We start from the raw sequence: 15,518 nt of genomic DNA, 5'->3' as shown, positions 1-15,518 counted from the left end.
TCAGTCCGCAAGCAGGATGATGTCGCTAGCATCGCACGATACCGCGACCACGTCGCCCGGCTGGACGGCCGATACGGCGGGGACCTTGGCGATGAAGTGCAGCGCCGGGTCGGCCGCGGAGGTCCCCAGAACACGCTTGAAGCTGCCCTGAAAGACGACATCGCTCACCTTGACCGTACCAAGCGCCACGCCGCCACTGGTTGCGCCGAGGACAAGATGCTCAGGCCGGATGGCCAGCGCAACGGTCGAGCCGGCCGGCAATGTGCCGGCCAGCGAGAGCTGCCCAAGCTTCGTGGTGACGGTGATTTTGCCGCTCTTCGCCTCCGTCACCGTTCCCGATATCAGCGTGCTTTCCCCCATGAAAGTCGCGGAAAAGCGCGTCGCCGGCCGTGCATAGACGCGCTCGGGCGGTCCTTCGTCCTCGATACGCCCGTCATTCATCACCACGCAATGATCGGCCAGCGCCATCGCCTCTTCCTGGTCGTGGGTGACGTGGATGAAGGCGGTGCCGACGCGTTTCTGGATCGCCTTCAACTCGTCCTGCATCTGCCGGCGCAATTTCAGGTCGAGCGCGCCGAGCGGCTCGTCGAGCAACAGCACCGCCGGCTCGACCACCAGGGCGCGCGCCAGCGCCACGCGCTGCCGCTGGCCGCCGGAAAGCTGATGCGGCTTCTTGTCGAAGGCGGTGGCGAGGCCAACCAGCGCCAGCGCCTCGCGTGCCCTTGCTGCCCGGGTTGCGCCATCGACGCCCTGCATGCGCAGACCGAAGCCGACATTGCTGCCGACGCTCATATGCGGGAACAGCGCATAATCCTGGAACACGGTCGTCGTCGGCCGCTTCGCCGGCGGCACGGCGGTGCAGTCCTCGCCGCGGATCAGCACCTTGCCTTCGCTCGGTGTGACGAAGCCGCCGAGGATGGACAGAAGCGTCGTCTTGCCGGAGCCGGATGGCCCGAGCAGGATCGTGTAGCTGCCCGGCTCGATCGTCAGCGAGACGTTCTTCAGCACGGTGAGCTGGCCGAAGCGATGCGAGACAGAGCTTATATCGACCAGTGGCGCACTCATGCCGGCTTCCTCCGCAACAGCATCAGCTCGAACAATACCACCAGTACGATGGAGACGGCGAAGACCAGCGAGCCGACCGCGTTGGTCTTGGGATTGAGGCCGGAGCGCAGCAGGTTCCAGATCTCGACCGGCAGCGTCGTGTCGAAGCGCGTCAGCAGGAACGAGATGACGAATTCGTCCCAGGAGAACGTCATCGACAGGAAGAAGCCGGCGAAGATCGCCGGCGCCATGACAGGCACGGTGATCAAAAGCAGCACCTTCCATTCGGGCGCGCCGAGGTCGCGCGCGGCGCGCTCGATATTGATCTGGTGGTCGCCCATCTGGCTGTAGATGATGGCAAAGCAGAGCGGCAGGTTGATCACGACATGGCCGATGCCGGCGGCAGTGAGCGACTTCGGCACGCCGGCCCAATTGAACAGCACCAGCAGCCCCATGCCGATGATGAGATAGCTGACGGTCAAGGGCAAGGTGATCAGCCCGCGCATCAGGCCCGAGCCCGGCAAGGCGAAGCGCGCAAAACCCCAGGCGGAGAGAAAGCCGAGCATGACGGCGACAGCCGAGGAGACGACCGCCACCAGCAGCGAATTGACCAGCGCCGAAGTCAGCCGCGTGTCGGCGAGCACGGCCTCGTACCAGCGCAGCGACGGCCCGGTGAAGGGCGGGATCGGAAACGAGGTTGCCTGCAGCGAAAACAGCACCAGAACGACCACGGGCAAGAAGATGAAGCCGTAGATTGCGAGGGCATAGAGACCCGAGACAGTGCGGATGAGCGCGCGCATGGTCAGGCCCGCTCGATCTTCAGCCAGCGGGCGCAGGCGAGATAGGCGATGGTGACCACCGCCATCAGGATGATCGACAGCGCCGAGGCGAGCGGAAAGTCACCGCGCCGGCCGATCTGCATCATGACGAGCTGCGGCATCAACAGCTCGTTGTTGCCGCCGAGGATCTGCGGCGTGATATAGTCGCCGATGCACAGCACAAAGGTGAGGAAGGCACCGACCATGATGCCAGGCAAGGTCAGCGGCAGAACGACATGCAGGAAAGTCCGCAGCGGCCCGGCGCCGAGGTCGGCGGCGGCCTTGCGGTAGCTGGGGCTGAGCTGCTTCAGATTGGCGAAGATCGTCAGCGTCAACAGCATGACGAAGAAATGCACGAAGCCGGTGATGGTGGCCAACCGCGTATTGGCGAGTTGCAGCGGTTCGCCGAGCAGGCCGGAGCCGGTCAGCGCCCGGTTGACGACGCCGTTCTGTGCCAGCACCAGCAGCCACGAATAGGAGCGCACGACATAGGAGGTCCAGAAGGGCAGCACCGCCAGCATCAGCGCCAGCCGCTGCCAGCGCTCCGGCACCTGTTCGGCCAGAATCCAGGCAAAGGGATAGGCAAGCAGCACCGAGATAACGGTGACGATCGCTGTGACCTGTAGCGAGTTCACCATCGCCTGCCAGTAGGACGGATTGGCAAAGAATTGGCTGTAGTTGGACAGCGTGAAGCCGCCGCCTTCATGCGCCGTCAGGCTGGATACCGCCATGGCGACGAAGGGCAGCACGAAGAACAGCAACGTCCAGCCGAGCGCCGGCGTGACCAGCGCCCAGGGCAGGGCACGCCCGCTGTTGACGGAGTTCACGACCGGCAGCCGGTCATTGCGCCTGCAGCATTTCGGTCCAGACGTCCTGCATTTTCTTGTCGAGATCGGCGTTCGGCGCCGGATAGGGCTGCGCCCGGGCAAGGAATTCCGGCTGCTCGTCGAAGCGCAGGATCTTCTTCTGCTCGTCGCTCAGGGCCGCCTTGCTGTTGGCCGGCATGCCCCAGTAGCAGGACGAGGTGGCGAGCCGCGCCTGCCCTTCGGGGCTCATAATGTACTGGATGAATTTAAGCGCCAGATCCTTGTTCTTGGAATCCTTGAACATTGCCAGCGACTGCGACCACAGCACCGCGCCTTCTTTCGGAATAGAGAAGTCGAGGGCAGGGTTTTCCTTGGCCAGCCCCGCCGTCACCCATTCGCCGCCGCCGACCAGTATGTCGACCTCGCCTGTCGCCAGCGCCGTCTGGCTGGCGGTCACTTCGCCGACCAGCTTGGCGTTGGCCTTCATTTTGAGCAGCTCTTCCTTGATGGCGGGAAGGTCGGCTTCGGTCAGTTCCGCAGTCTTCTTACCGATCGCCAGTGCGGCCATGCCAATGACCGGCAGGTAATAATCGTAGATGGCGATCTTGCCCTTGTATTTGTCGCCGGTCAGCGCGGCAAGCGACTGCATGTCGGCCGGGTCGACCTTGGTCTTGTTGTAGCCGATCGTGTTGTAGCCGAACTTTTCGGTGATGCCGTAACGCTTGCCATCGACGACGGTGGAGCTATCCATCTTCACCTGCGGAAACAGATCGGCCAGCGGCAGCTTATCTTCCGGTAGCGGTTCGAACAGGTCTTTTTCGACGCCGCGCGGTATGTCGATGCTGTCGATCACCATCACGTCCCAGTCGCCCGGCTGCGACTGTTCGACGATGGCCAGGCCGGCGCCGGTGCCTTCGAACTCCTTGACATTGACCTTGACGCCATTCGCCTCCTCGAACGGCTGCAACAGCGCCGGATCGGCGTGATCGCACCAGATCAGCGCGTTGAGGTCCTGCGCCTGAGCGAGGCTGCCAGCCGCCAGCAGCAGTGCTGCGGCGGCGCACGCGCCCTGGAGATGGCCCTTCAGAACGGAAAGCGGGTTCCTGGTAATTGGATTGGGGGTCTTCTTCAGCTTGATGGACATCGAGTGTTCTCCCTTGCCTTTTTGGCTTGTGGCAAAAAATTGAACCAATTCTAAAATTGAGTCAATTCTGTTTTTGTGGCAAACAGCCGCTATGAGCGGATTGCGGGCAAGGCAGAAGGCGGATCGGCACCGCCGCATCATCGAGGCGGCGGCGGCGCTTTTCCGCGATGCCGGCTATGAAGGCGCCAAGATCGAAACTATCGCCGCGCAGGCCGAAGTCTCGGTCGGCACGATCTACAACTACTACCAGAACAAGGGCGACATCCTCGGCGCGATCGTTTCGATGGAGGTCAACGAGGTGCTGAATGCCGGGCGCGGCGTCGTCGCCAACCCGCCAGCCAATGTCGGCGACGCTCTCGATACGCTGCTCGGCATCTATATCGAACATTCGCTGCATTATCTCAGCAAGGAGATGTGGCGGCAGGCGATGGCGATCTCGACGCAACTGCCGGACAGCCCGTTCGGCCAGGCCTACACGGCGCTCGACCGGGCACTGACCGAGCAGATTCGCGCGCTGATCGCCAAGCTACAGGCGCTCGGCCTGGTGCGCCGCGACATCGATGGTCCCGCGCTCGGCGAACTCATCTTCAACAACATGAACATGATGTTCATCGAGTTCGTGAAGCGCGAGGAGGCGAGGATTGCAGAATTGCGCACGGCGATACGCAGGCAGAACCGGATATTGGTGGCGGCGATCGGAGTGTAAGAAGATCAAGGGCGAGAAGGGCCAGCAACACAAATCGCCGTTGCCGGAGCACCGCCTAACGATTGATCAGCCATAGAATGGCCGAGAGCACGATGCTGACCAGTATCCCCGTGGCGATGGGGACATAAAGCCTGAAGTTCTCACGCTCGATCACGATATCGCCGGGCAGCCTGCCAAGGCCGGTCCGGGCCAACCAAGGCCAAAGCAGGCCTATGGCGACTATGCTGAGACCAACGACGATCAGAGTTCGCGACATGGCATCCTGCCGGAAATAGCATCGTGCCAGAAATATAGTGTTGACGGGTCTCGCAAGCAGCGCTTCCTCTCGATGTTGCCTCTTGAGTTGAGATTGAAATCTGCTACAACCTGAACGGGCATCAAAGGAGGGATCGGATGCGGATTTCCATCTGGCATTGGGCTATACTGCTGCTGCTGATCGGCGTGCCTGTTTTCTTTGCCGTTCGGTCAGCCGCAAAGCCATTACAGGATCCTTCGGCTCTCGTAGGTTTTGGAGGCTGGCTTATGCTGCTGGCGATTGGACAGTGCTTGGCACCTTTCCGCACGCTGGCTGAGCTGTTCTCTTCGAGCGGGGGCTATCGACAGCTAATGACGCTCCCCAACGGCGCCTTGGCGGTCTACGGCGAGGTCGCCCTGTTGCTGGCGTTTCTGGTGCTCCAGCTGGTTGTGTTCGTTGCAATGCTCCGGCGGAGTTACCGCTTCAAGCAGCTGTTCCTGTATCAGTGGTTTGCAATACCAATCGTGTTTATTCTGGACACGACATGGATCTCAGCGGTTATGAGCGCTCCTGTGAGCTTGGTGCTTGCAGGGGATGCGCTGGTAATGCCCGCAGTTTCTTTTGTCCTGACCGGGATCTGGGTCGCCTACGTCTACAAGTCGGTCAGGGTGAGAAACACGTTCGACCGGGCCGCGATATCCGGTCAGGTCGCGAGTGCTTCCTGAGCTTGCCGCGAGCCCTATGTATGGCAGCCGACAAAAATGCCGGGCGCGCTGCATCGACCCGGATCACCCGGCCTGTAGGCCTGCTCGAGCGAGGATTTCAGGAGCCGGCGTGACATGCCCGTGCGGCTTGCAGTAGTCGGGGTCGATCGCGCGATAGCCAAACAGATGGCCGAGTGGCGCCAGGATCCCCAGCGCCACTCGCTGAATCGCAGGTGGCGGGTACGTGAAGACGATTACGTCGGCAAACTCTCTGGCGATGACCGCTGCCTGAAGCGGCGAAGGCCTACCTTTTCTGTCCACCTTGCCAGCATTGGCCAGGCCGAAGAGCATGCCGATCAGCAGCTCGAAACGGTTCGGGTCGACATTGTCTGAACCTGGCGCCCGGTCGACTTCGACCAGCACATGCGCTTCTTCGGTTTTGCTGCTGTTCCACCAATCGTGTGCGACGCCTGCTTCGATCGTGGCGGATTGGCCGGGCCCCAGGGACAAAGTCTTCCCGGCGATGCGAGCGTCGAGCCGGCCGCCGAGGACGGCAAACCGCTCCGTCAGGTTCGGGTGGTAGTGCTCGCCCACCACTGCGGCTCCCGGTCGGGCGGTCAGATGAGCGATGCCAGGTCCCTGGCCGCGGTCTTCGGTGCCACGCAGGATGACCGCATATTCGCCGGTCACCTTGTTCTCGTAGACATCTCCACAGCGTGACATGGATCAGCTCCGGGTTTCAGAGCACCGCTGCCGGCAAGCTTACGGTTAACGGGTTGGCGGTTCAACGACCGCTCGAACGTGCGATTGCGGAAACACTAGTTGCCGGCTCTTCGTCAACGCGGGCGATCAGCGCTCTACCGGACATGCTTAGGCGGGCGCGCTCGCGGAAACGGCACGACCGTCAGTGGCGCCTTGCGGAATTCCGCGATGGCTATTTCTTCAATCAGCGCGTCGAGGGCCTCGTTGACGCGTCGGCTCGTTTCATCCGCGCCGTAGAGGCGGTTTTGTGCGCATTCCAAAAGTTCGCGTGCCGCGGCGAAATCACTTCGCATGACAACACCCTTTGGTTTTTGGCCCGCCGCACGGCCATTGTCGGCGCGCTTAATTGAGCGAGTGCTAATATACACTGGAGCAATTTAATCGAATGCTGTTAAGTGGCCGTCGGGAGGCGGGACGAACCTATGGCCCAGCAAAAAGCAAGACAGGAATGAGCTCGGCGTCTCCTGGTAGGAAATGCTTGAGCCCGATCTGGTTCAGGCTAAGCCGGCAATTTCACGGGAACTTTCTGGCGATCCCGACGCTCCCGGTACGTACCGTCCTAATCTTTCGTATAGTCAGGCCCAAAACGGGTCGGCAGGTTGTCGGCGAGTTTCAACCAAGGGAGCTTCTCCTCAAAAGCGACATGCAGCGTAGGTGCAAATTTTTCTGGCTCCTCCATCGCCGCCGCAAAAAAATGCATGACGTCAGACATGTTCTTTGAGCGGAAGGACAGCGGCGTGCCACAGTGATCGCAAAATGTTCTTTCCACACCGGGAGAAGAGTTGAATACCTTCGGTAGCTTGCCCAGCCATCGCCATTGGCCGTTCAAGACGCCAATATAGGTGGTCATCGGCGCAGAACATTGCCGCCGACAACTTTCACAATGACAGACCACGCAGGCCTGTGCCGGGCCATTGACTTCAAAGGCAATAGCGCCGCATAAGCAATGACCACGCATGCAAATACTCCTCGAGTCAACAAGGACAGCTTCATGCCTGGGCGTGAGGGAGGCGCCATGAAATGCGCCGAGCTGGCGCCCAATTCCGACATTCGGCGCTGGCGATTGTCCTCGCGTGCGCGAGGCGTTGCCTCCAAGCTGCCTTCACTATCGCCTTTGCGGCATATTGAAATGTTCGTAGAGTTTCTCCGCCAGGCCGCTGGCGCCAAAGCCCGTCAATACCGATGAAAGTGCCAGCGGCGCCTTTTTGTCGAGCATGGCGTTGGCGATCATCAGATCGTCGCTTCGCTTATGAGTCCTCAGCCTAATACGATCTTGGGCGGCTTAAGAATTCTCTGGCGGCGGCAATCTGGCGTCGATGCTCGCGAAGGAATGCCGCGCCGAAGCAAATGGCGAATGCCAGTACCGAAAGGCTTGTCGTTGCTCTTGATGCAGGATCAGGATCGGGACTTATCAGGAAACGGAAGCCGAACGCGAAGGCGAAGACGACAACGCCACCAAACATGCCGCTGACGAAGGGGGCGGTCGTGCGTTTCTGCTCCAACGACAACTCCTAGGTTTTCCGCTAGGGAACTATGGTTTCCGCCAGGGAATATATGCGTTGAAGCTGATGTGCTACCGATCCTGACGGCCTCGGCCTGTGGATATCGGGGATGAGCAGATATCAAGCGCCCCGGAGGTCTCAAGAAGCCCGTGCTGGTGCCCCCGGACGGGATCGAACCGCCGACCTTCGGTTTACAAAACCGCTGCTCTACCAGCTGAGCTACAAGGGCACGGCGCTCCGGTTAGCATATTTGCTGCGCCAGTAAAGACAAAACTCCGTTTTTCGGTTCCCGGCGACCGCGCCGGTTCTGCCGCCAGGGCGTCCTGAAAACGGCCAATTCGCTTCCTATATTGATCGAAGGTGCAATCGCATCAGCGAGGCAGTCGCATGATCAGGTTTGTCATCATTCTCCCGCTCGTCCTCGTGGCGTGGCTTCTCCTGGTGAAGCTCATCAAGGATCTGAAGCGCGCCAATATCGACTGGACCGGCGTCACCACCATCATCGGCTTCATCGCGCTCGCCTTCTGGCTTCGCCATATCACCGGCATGGGCTGAGGCCTGCCGATCGGTCCGGTGAACTGTCGACCAGCGCGACCGTTGGTGGTCGCGGCTGACAGTATCAGACTGGCGTCGCGCTCCGTCAGCTTCTCTGTCCTGTCGAACATCGCTTAAGGCGAGATCGGATGCCGCTTCAGCATTCGCCAACACTCTTGCCGATGTACAGGGATTTCCCGACAGCCTAATCTACGGCCGAGCCGAAACAGGGAGAGAGGGCGCTTGGGCGAGCACGATCCGAACGAGGAACCGATCGAGACGGTTTTCCGCAACGGCACAATCACCACCGTCGGCATCCTGCTGGCGTTCTCGCTGGGCTTCATCACGCATTGGGCCGCCAACCCGATACCATGGGAAATCTATCACCTGGCCGCCGTCGTGCCGATTTTGATCGGCATTGCCCTGCAGATACGAGCGCTGCGGTTGCTGCTCGACATAACGTCTCTACAACGGCGCGTTTATGAACGCGCCAATCGTATCTTCATTGCCGGCCTCATCTTCACCGCCTGCGGAGTTGGGCTGGCGATGCTGCTTGATTTCTACGACCTGTCGACCAAGAGCGCGGTGCCCGGGGGCTAGCTCTGGCCATCCTGGCAGATGTCGCACCATTCGGCGCTGGTCAGCGCTGCCATGCGCTCGGTTCGCTGCCAGGGCCGGGAGGGGTCGGCAGGCCGCCGATCATCCTCGTCACCTGCGCTGCTGCATCGCGCACCAGCGGGCCGATTTCGGCCAGCCGCTCCGGTGTGACCCGTACCGTCGGCCCGGAGACCGAGACGCCGCCGATCGGTTCGCCGAATTCGTTGAAGATGGCGGCGGCGACACAGCGCATACCTGGATGCCGCTCCTCGTCATCGACCGACCAGCCGCGCAGCTTGATCGTCACCAGATCGCGGGCGAGCGCCGAGATGTCGGACAACGTGTTTTCGGTGAAGCGCTCCAGCCCGGCCCGGCGCAGTATGGTGGCTACCCGTTCCGGCTCGAGATGCGCCAGCACCGCCTTGCCGATGCCCGAGGCATGGAAGGAACTGCGCGTGCCCGGCCGGAAGAAGGCGCGGATCGCCTGGTGCGTCTCGACCTGGCTGACGAAGACCACGCAATCGTCCTCGGCGACGCCGAGATTGGCGGTCTCGCCGGTCTTCTCCATCAATTCCTGCATGACGATACGGGCGCGGTCGACCAGCTTGCGGCGGCGCAGGAACGCTGCGCCCATGCGATAGGTCTCGACGCCGATCGACCACAGCTGGTCGGTGCCTTCGAACTCGACCATGCCATGGTTCTCCAGCGTCGTCAGCATGCGGTAGGCGGTGGATGCCGGCAGGCCGGAACTGGCGGCGATCTCGCTCAACGACAGGCCGCTGCCATCGGCGACGATTGCCAGGATGCGCAGCGCCCGGTCCAGCGACTGCACCGAGGCGGCTTCGGACGGCCCGCTGAAAGCGCGCGGCCGGCCGCGCTGGCGTTTTTCGGTGGTTTCCATCGGGCCATTCTTCGCTCTGTTCGCCCAACAAGCAATGAAAAAGTTTTTCACCGGCCGGCGAAGCGAATTTATGGAAAACAGAAAGGCCAATCAATTCAAGCAGCAAGAGCCGTTCCCTAGAAATGAAAAAATATTCTGGAAAAATTGAAAAATAATCGACGCACTGGCATCATCAGCCATCAACAATTCCGTGGAGGCTGACATGGCCAAGATGCGCGCAGTCGACGCAGCCGTTCTCGTTCTTGAAAAGGAAGGCATCTCCTGTGCCTTCGGCGTGCCAGGTGCGGCGATCAACCCGCTTTATTCGGCGCTGAAGGCAAGGGGCAGCATCCGCCACATCCTTGCGCGGCACGTCGAGGCGGCCTCGCATATGGCCGAAGGGTTTACCCGCGCCAGATCGGGCAATATCGGTCTGTGCATCGGCACTTCGGGTCCGGCCGGCACCGACATGATCACCGGCCTCTATTCGGCCGCCGCCGATTCTATTCCCATCCTCTGCATCACCGGGCAGGCGCCGCGGGCACGTCTCAACAAGGAGGATTTTCAAGCCGTCGACATCGCCGCGATCGCCGCACCCGTCGCCAAATGGGCTGTTACCGTCATGGAGCCCTATCTGGTGCCGATGGTGCTGCAGAAGGCGTTCCATCTGATGCGCTCGTCGCGGCCGGGGCCGGTGCTGGTCGACCTGCCGGTCGATGTGCAACTGGCGGAGATCGAGTTCGACATCGATGCCTACGAGCCGCTGGTGCCGTTCAAGCCGGCAATGTCGCGCGCTCAGGCGGAGAAGGCGCTGACGATGCTCGACGCGGCGGAAAAGCCTGTGATCGTCGCCGGCGGCGGCATTATCAACGCCGATGCGTCGGACCTGTTGATAGAATTCGCCGAAGTCACCGGCGTGCCTGTCATTCCGACGCTGATGGGCTGGGGCGCGATCCCCGACGACCACCGCCTGATGGCCGGCATGTGCGGACTGCAGACCTCGCATCGCTACGGCAATGCGACGATGCTCGAGGCCGATTTCGTTTTCGGCATCGGCAACCGCTGGGCCAACCGCCACACCGGTTCGGTCGATGTCTACACCAAGGGCAAGAAGTTCATCCACGTCGATATCGAGCCGACGCAGATCGGCCGCGTCTTCGCACCGGACCTTGGCGTCGTCTCGGATGCCGGTGCGGCGCTTAAAATGCTGCTCGACGTCGCCACCGAATGGAGGACCGCCGGGAAATTGCGCGACTGGTCGGGCTGGGCCGGCGAATGCCGGCAGCGCAAGAAGACGATGAAGCGCAAGACCCATTTCGACCAGGTGCCGCTGAAGCCGCAGCGCGTCTATGAGGAGATGAACAAGGCGTTCGGCCGCGACACCACCTATGTCACCACGATCGGCCTGTCGCAGATCGCCGGGGCGCAGTTCCTGCATGTCTATAAGCCGCGCAACTGGATCAATTGCGGCCAGGCCGGGCCGCTCGGCTGGACATTGCCGGCAGCGCTCGGCGTTCGCGCAGCCGATCCGGACCGCACAATTGTGGCATTGTCCGGCGACTATGATTTCCAGTTCATGATCGAGGAACTGGCGGCCGGCGCACAGCACAGATTGCCCTACATCCATGTCGTCGTGAACAACGCCTATCTCGGGCTGATCCGCCAGGCGCAGCGCGGGTTTTCGATGGATTTCGAAGTCAGCCTGGCTTTCGAGAACGTCAATCGACAGGGCGATGCCGAAGCTGGCTATGGCGTCGATCACGTCGCCGTTGCCGAGGCGATGGGCTGTAAGGCGGTCCGGGTGCGCCGGCCGGAGGAATTCGCCGGTGCCTTCGAAGAGGCAAAGCGCCTGATGGACGAGCACCAGGTTCCGGTGGTGCTCGAATTCATCCTCGAGCGCGTCACCAACGTTTCGATGGGTACCGAAATCGACAAGATCACCGAATTCGAGGAGCTTGCCGAGCGCCATGAAGATGCCCCCACGGCGATCGTCATGCTCGATTAAGCCGCATATGAGGAACTACTGCCATGCCACGGTTTTCAGCCAATCTTTCGATGCTCTTTGGCGAGCATGACTTTCTCGACCGCTTCGATGCCGCTGCCCGCGCGGGCTTCAAGGGCGTCGAGTATATTGGTCCCTATGACCATGCGCCGGATGTCGTCGCGGCCAGGTTGAAGAAGAACGGGTTGACGCAGGTCCTGTTCAACCTGCCTGCCGGCGACTGGGCCAAGGGCGAGCGCGGCATTGCGATCCTGCCGGACCGCATCCCGGAGTTCCGGCAAGGCATTGCCAAGGTCGTCACCTATGCGCACGCGCTCGGCTGCGAGCAGGTCAATTGCCTCGCCGGCATCGCGCCGCAGGGCGTCGATCACTCAGTGCTGGAAGACGTCTTCGCCGAAAATCTGGCTTTCGCGGCGGAAAAGCTGGAGCAGGCCGGCATCAGGCTGCTGATCGAGCCGATCAACACCCGCGACATTCCGGGCTTCTTCCTGAATTACTCAGATCAGGCCCTGGCGCTGATCGACCGCGTCGGCTCGAAGAACCTGTTCCTGCAATACGACATCTATCACATGCAGATCATGGAGGGCGATCTCGCCCGTACCATCGAGGCAAACCTCGACCGCATCGCGCATATCCAGCTTGCGGATAATCCCGGCCGTCATGAGCCGGGGACGGGCGAGATCAATTTTCCCTTCCTGTACAGCCACATCGACCGCATCGGCTATTCCGGCTGGGTTGGCGCCGAATACAAGCCGAAGGGTGGGACGGAAGCCGGACTGGGCTGGTTTCGGGAGTTGGCCGGGCAGGCGGCGGCGTAGACGCTACGCATCGCCGCCTTACAAGAAACGGAGAAAGACATGGACACCATCGGCTTTATCGGCCTCGGCATCATGGGTGCGCCGATGGCGGAGCATCTGCTCGAGGCCGGCTACACCGTCGTCGCCAGCGATCATCGCTCGAAGCCGCCGGCCGATCTCGTCGCCAAGGGTCTGAAGACCGTCTCTGGCCACAGCGCCGTCGCGAAAATGGCCGACATCATTATCACCATGGTGCCGGATACGCCGCAGGTGGCCGATGTGCTGTTCGGCGAAAACGGCGTCGCGTCCGGGCTGACAAGAGGCAAGCTGGTGATCGACATGAGCTCGATCTCGCCGATCGAGACCAAGGCCTTTGCAAAAAAGATCAACGACCTCGGCTGCGACTACCTCGACGCGCCGGTGTCGGGCGGCGAGGTCGGCGCCAAGGCGGCATCGCTGACCATCATGGTCGGCGGCGAGGAAAAAGCCTTCGAACGCGCCAGGCCTATCTTCGAGAAGTTGGGCAAGAACATCACCTTGGTCGGACCGAACGGCGTCGGCCAGACGACCAAGGTCGCCAATCAGATCGTCGTCGCGCTGACCATCGAGGCCGTCGCCGAAGCGCTTGTCTTTGCTTCAAAAGCCGGCGCCGATCCGGCCAAGGTCAGGCAAGCGCTGATGGGCGGGCTCGCAGCCTCGCGCATTCTCGAAGTGCACGGCGAACGCATGATCAAGCGCAGCTTCGCGCCCGGCTTCCGCATCGAACTGCACCAGAAGGATCTCAATCTCGCGCTGGAAGGAGCAAAAGCGCTTGGTGTTGCGCTGCCCAACACCTCAACGACGCAGCAATTGTTCAACTCCTGCACGGCCAATGGCGGGGCGAAGGAGGATCACTCGGCGCTTGTTCGAGCGCTGGAGCGGATGGCGGGATGTGAAGTGGGTGAATAGTGAATAGTGAATAGTGAGTAGTAAATAGCAGTGAGTAGTTGGTAATGAGTTGGTAATGAGTTGGTCACGACCTACGTGCAGTCTCACCATTCACTCTTTCAAAAATTTCCTTGCCGCATAAAGGCTCACCGCCGCGGCATTCGACACGTTGAGCGAGCGGATGGCGCCGGGCATGTCGAGCCGGGCAAGCGTCGTCACCGTTTCGCGCGTCTTCTGGCGCAGGCCCTTGCCCTCGGCACCAAGCACCAATGCGATCTTTTCTCCCGAAAAACTCTTTTCGAGTTCCGCCGGACCGTCCGAATCCAGCCCTATCGTCTGGAAACCGGCCTCGTGCAACTGCTCCAGCGCATCGGCCAGGTTCTTCACCTCGATCTGGTCGATGTGTTCCAGCGCGCCGGAAGCCGACTTCGCCAGCACGCCGGATTCCTGTGGGCTGTGGCGCGCTGTGGTGATCAGCGCGCCGGCGCCGAAAGCCACCGCCGAGCGCAGGATCGCGCCGACATTGTGCGGATCGGTGATCTGATCGAGCACCAGCACCAGCCTGGTGTCGCCAAGCGCATCGAGGCGCTTGGGTTTTAGCGGCTCGGCCTCGATCAGCACGCCCTGATGCACGGCATCCGAGCCGGTGACCTTGTCGATGTCCTTCGGCTCGACCAGTTCCGCCTTGAAGGGCAAAGCGGCAAGATCGGCGATTGCCAGCCGCTCGGCAGCGTTGCGCGTCACCAGCATTTTTTTGATCTTGCGGCGCGGATTGTCGAGCGCCGCCCGCACCGTGTGCAGCCCGTAGAGCCGCACCAGCCCATCGGCGGCGGTCTTGCCCGGCGGCACCGGCTGGCGTGGCCTGAACGCTGGCGCGCCGCCGCTCTTCTCGTCGCGATGCGCACGGCGCAGCTTGGCGTAGTGGGTGTCTTTCGGGGTCTTGGATTTGTTATCGTTGCTCATGGCCGGTTCTATAGCCGTGTCGTCCGGTCATGGATACAGCCGCACAAGCTGCTTGTCGGGCGAGGTGTGAAATTCAGCGTTTTTTGCCGGGCTGTTGCGGTTGACAGTTTTGGACGCTCCCGCCATAAGGCGCTGCGCGGAAAGGCTGCTTTGGCGGCCGCGACGCGTCGATGCCTCGTTGCATGGCTCCGGCGGCAGACTGGAGAGGTGCCCGAGTGGTTAAAGGGGACGGACTGTAAATCCGTTGGCTATGCCTACGTTGGTTCAAATCCAACCCTCTCCACCACTGCCGGCCCGGAAGCCCTGAAACGCAGCGCGAGCGTCGGAGCGGATCCGATGCTTGACTGAAAGGCGCGGGTATAGCTCAGTGGTAGAGCAGCAGCCTTCCAAGCTGAATATGCGGGTTCGATTCCCGCTACCCGCTCCAGATTTCCCCAGGCCACGGCGCACTTCGCGCACGATCCCGAAGCAGGCGGCGCCAAGCGAAGCGCTTTGCCGATAGTTCAGAGCGTTCAATGCGCGTCCAGAAGGACGCGCATCTTAATCTGTGTTTTACGCATATCGTTGTCCCGAACCGCAGGCGGCGTTGGGCGACAGGCGTCAGCTCGCGAATTTGCTGAATATAGACGCGAGCTGGTTCTGCTGCGGCACTTGCCCGTTCGGCGTCAGCTGGTCGACAAGTCCCGGCAAGGCCGCGGACAATTGCTGGAGCAATTCCTGCTGATTCAGGCCCGTCCTTTGCGCGATCTCCTGAATGATTTGCGGCCCGAGAGCGCTGCCCAGATCGTTGGGGTTGATCGGCTGGTTCTGACCGGTGCCGACCCACGAATTGGCGACGTTGCCGTGGCCGGCGTCCTTCAGTTTGTCGAGCAGGCCGCCCAGACCGCCAAGCAGTCCGCCGTCGGCGGATGCGGTTGTATCAGGCGGGACGGGGGCAGGGCTCTGCGCTGCCTCCGGCTGGGCGGAACTTCCACTGCTCAGCATTTTTCCCACCAAAAGTGCGCCGAGCGCGATCATCAGCGGCTTGGCGACGTTGCCGCCCGGAACGGCATTGTCAAACAGTCCCATTGTGGATCTCCATGTCAAATTGCCCGTCC

At 61.5% G+C, this 15,518-nt stretch carries 20 protein-coding genes and 3 tRNA genes; 10 read left to right on the top strand and 13 right to left on the bottom strand.

Going from position 1 to position 15,518, the window contains the following annotated elements; genetic code table 11:
* From NKH98_RS15145 to NKH98_RS15130, 4 genes are read right to left on the bottom strand one after another with little or no spacing between them, the layout of a single operon-like run.
* Positions 1–1,065: an ABC transporter ATP-binding protein gene (locus NKH98_RS15145; protein WP_352899487.1), complete on the bottom strand. Its 1,065-nt coding sequence runs from the start codon at positions 1,063–1,065 to the stop codon at positions 1–3.
* Positions 1,062–1,844 carry an ABC transporter permease gene (locus NKH98_RS15140; RefSeq protein ID WP_352899486.1) on the bottom strand — a complete coding sequence of 261 codons (783 nt, stop codon included), beginning with the start codon at positions 1,842–1,844 and terminating at the stop codon, positions 1,062–1,064. Before NKH98_RS15140 ends, NKH98_RS15145 begins: the two co-directional genes overlap by 4 nt.
* Before the next feature lie 2 nt (positions 1,845–1,846).
* Positions 1,847–2,689: an ABC transporter permease gene (locus tag NKH98_RS15135; RefSeq protein WP_352899483.1), complete on the bottom strand. Its 843-nt coding sequence runs from the start codon at positions 2,687–2,689 to the stop codon at positions 1,847–1,849.
* 13 nt (positions 2,690–2,702) lie between these two features.
* Positions 2,703–3,812, bottom strand: a complete 1,110-nt coding sequence (locus NKH98_RS15130; RefSeq protein ID WP_352899481.1) for a polyamine ABC transporter substrate-binding protein — start codon at positions 3,810–3,812, stop codon at positions 2,703–2,705.
* A gap of 91 nt (positions 3,813–3,903) precedes the next feature.
* Between NKH98_RS15130 and NKH98_RS15125 the strand changes: the two genes are divergently transcribed.
* A complete protein-coding gene (locus NKH98_RS15125; protein ID WP_352899478.1) occupies positions 3,904–4,518 on the top strand; it encodes a TetR/AcrR family transcriptional regulator in 615 nt (204 codons plus the stop codon).
* A 55-nt stretch (positions 4,519–4,573) separates the two neighbouring features.
* Here the strand turns inward: NKH98_RS15125 and NKH98_RS15120 are convergent, their stop codons facing one another.
* Complete coding sequence (locus tag NKH98_RS15120; protein WP_352808066.1) at positions 4,574–4,774, bottom strand: DUF2905 domain-containing protein; 201 nt, start codon at positions 4,772–4,774, stop codon at positions 4,574–4,576.
* Positions 4,775–4,911: 137 nt separating this feature from the next.
* Here NKH98_RS15120 and NKH98_RS15115 point away from each other — a divergent pair, with 137 nt between their 5' ends.
* The gene (locus NKH98_RS15115; RefSeq protein ID WP_352899476.1) at positions 4,912–5,478 is read left to right on the top strand and encodes a DUF2569 family protein; all 567 of its coding nucleotides are present in this window, start codon (positions 4,912–4,914) and stop codon (positions 5,476–5,478) included.
* A 63-nt stretch (positions 5,479–5,541) separates the two neighbouring features.
* On the opposite strand, the gene NKH98_RS15110 is transcribed toward NKH98_RS15115, so the two are convergent.
* Positions 5,542–6,180: a cupin domain-containing protein gene (locus NKH98_RS15110; RefSeq protein ID WP_352899473.1), complete on the bottom strand. Its 639-nt coding sequence runs from the start codon at positions 6,178–6,180 to the stop codon at positions 5,542–5,544.
* On the opposite strand from NKH98_RS15110, the gene NKH98_RS15105 reads away from it, so the two are divergent.
* Entirely contained in the window at positions 6,174–6,569 is a 396-nt protein-coding gene (locus tag NKH98_RS15105; RefSeq protein WP_352899470.1) for a hypothetical protein, read from the top strand. The genes NKH98_RS15110 and NKH98_RS15105 overlap by 7 nt on opposite strands.
* 209 nt (positions 6,570–6,778) lie before the next feature.
* Here the strand turns inward: NKH98_RS15105 and NKH98_RS15100 are convergent, their stop codons facing one another.
* The 4 genes from NKH98_RS15100 to NKH98_RS15085 form a co-directional block, all read right to left on the bottom strand.
* Positions 6,779–7,177: a GFA family protein gene (locus NKH98_RS15100; RefSeq protein ID WP_352899469.1), complete on the bottom strand. Its 399-nt coding sequence runs from the start codon at positions 7,175–7,177 to the stop codon at positions 6,779–6,781.
* 147 nt (positions 7,178–7,324) lie between these two features.
* Positions 7,325–7,450, bottom strand: a complete 126-nt coding sequence (locus tag NKH98_RS15095; RefSeq protein ID WP_352899468.1) for a hypothetical protein — start codon at positions 7,448–7,450, stop codon at positions 7,325–7,327.
* A gap of 31 nt (positions 7,451–7,481) precedes the next feature.
* Positions 7,482–7,721: a hypothetical protein gene (locus NKH98_RS15090; RefSeq protein ID WP_254817124.1), complete on the bottom strand. Its 240-nt coding sequence runs from the start codon at positions 7,719–7,721 to the stop codon at positions 7,482–7,484.
* Between the two features lie 153 nt (positions 7,722–7,874).
* Positions 7,875–7,950, bottom strand: a tRNA-Thr gene (locus tag NKH98_RS15085).
* 158 nt (positions 7,951–8,108) lie between these two features.
* Here NKH98_RS15085 and NKH98_RS15080 point away from each other — a divergent pair.
* Together NKH98_RS15080 and NKH98_RS15075 are read left to right on the top strand one after the other, a co-directional pair.
* Positions 8,109–8,276, top strand: a complete 168-nt coding sequence (locus NKH98_RS15080; RefSeq protein ID WP_352899466.1) for a hypothetical protein — start codon at positions 8,109–8,111, stop codon at positions 8,274–8,276.
* Positions 8,277–8,498: 222 nt separating this feature from the next.
* On the top strand, positions 8,499–8,855 hold the full coding sequence (locus tag NKH98_RS15075; RefSeq protein ID WP_352477490.1) for a hypothetical protein: 357 nt from the start codon (positions 8,499–8,501) through the stop codon (positions 8,853–8,855).
* Positions 8,856–8,895: 40 nt separating this feature from the next.
* Here the strand turns inward: NKH98_RS15075 and bhcR are convergent, their stop codons facing one another.
* Positions 8,896–9,753 carry an HTH-type transcriptional regulator BhcR gene (gene bhcR / locus NKH98_RS15070; RefSeq protein ID WP_254817127.1) on the bottom strand — a complete coding sequence of 286 codons (858 nt, stop codon included), beginning with the start codon at positions 9,751–9,753 and terminating at the stop codon, positions 8,896–8,898.
* Between the two features lie 202 nt (positions 9,754–9,955).
* On the opposite strand from bhcR, the gene gcl reads away from it, so the two are divergent.
* The 3 genes from gcl to NKH98_RS15055 are packed head-to-tail and all read left to right on the top strand — an operon-like array spanning position 9,956 to position 13,479.
* Positions 9,956–11,737 carry a glyoxylate carboligase gene (gcl, locus tag NKH98_RS15065; RefSeq protein ID WP_352899463.1) on the top strand — a complete coding sequence of 594 codons (1,782 nt, stop codon included), beginning with the start codon at positions 9,956–9,958 and terminating at the stop codon, positions 11,735–11,737.
* Between the two features lie 23 nt (positions 11,738–11,760).
* Complete coding sequence (gene hyi, locus NKH98_RS15060) at positions 11,761–12,552, top strand: hydroxypyruvate isomerase (RefSeq protein WP_352899460.1); 792 nt, start codon at positions 11,761–11,763, stop codon at positions 12,550–12,552.
* A gap of 9 nt (positions 12,553–12,561) precedes the next feature.
* Positions 12,562–13,479 (top strand): 2-hydroxy-3-oxopropionate reductase, encoded by a 918-nt coding sequence (locus NKH98_RS15055; RefSeq protein ID WP_352899572.1) that lies wholly within the window; start codon positions 12,562–12,564, stop codon positions 13,477–13,479.
* 90 nt (positions 13,480–13,569) lie between these two features.
* On the opposite strand, the gene rlmB is transcribed toward NKH98_RS15055, so the two are convergent.
* Positions 13,570–14,421 (bottom strand): 23S rRNA (guanosine(2251)-2'-O)-methyltransferase RlmB, encoded by an 852-nt coding sequence (gene rlmB / locus NKH98_RS15050; RefSeq protein WP_352899458.1) that lies wholly within the window; start codon positions 14,419–14,421, stop codon positions 13,570–13,572.
* A gap of 201 nt (positions 14,422–14,622) precedes the next feature.
* Between rlmB and NKH98_RS15045 the strand changes: the two genes are divergently transcribed.
* Both NKH98_RS15045 and NKH98_RS15040 read left to right on the top strand, forming a co-directional pair.
* Positions 14,623–14,707 (top strand) — tRNA-Tyr (locus tag NKH98_RS15045).
* Positions 14,708–14,774: 67 nt separating this feature from the next.
* Positions 14,775–14,848, top strand: a tRNA-Gly gene (locus NKH98_RS15040).
* Between the two features lie 173 nt (positions 14,849–15,021).
* On the opposite strand, the gene NKH98_RS15035 is transcribed toward NKH98_RS15040, so the two are convergent.
* The gene (locus NKH98_RS15035; RefSeq protein ID WP_254817132.1) at positions 15,022–15,489 is read right to left on the bottom strand and encodes a YidB family protein; all 468 of its coding nucleotides are present in this window, start codon (positions 15,487–15,489) and stop codon (positions 15,022–15,024) included.
* Positions 15,490–15,518: the final 29 nt, after the last annotated feature.

It is taken from the genome of Mesorhizobium sp. M0833, from assembly GCF_040319905.1.
In the GTDB taxonomy this organism is placed as follows: Bacteria; Pseudomonadota; Alphaproteobacteria; order Rhizobiales; family Rhizobiaceae; genus Mesorhizobium.
Note: the sequence above shows the minus strand (reverse complement) of the source record. Positions and strands in the feature narration are given on the sequence as shown.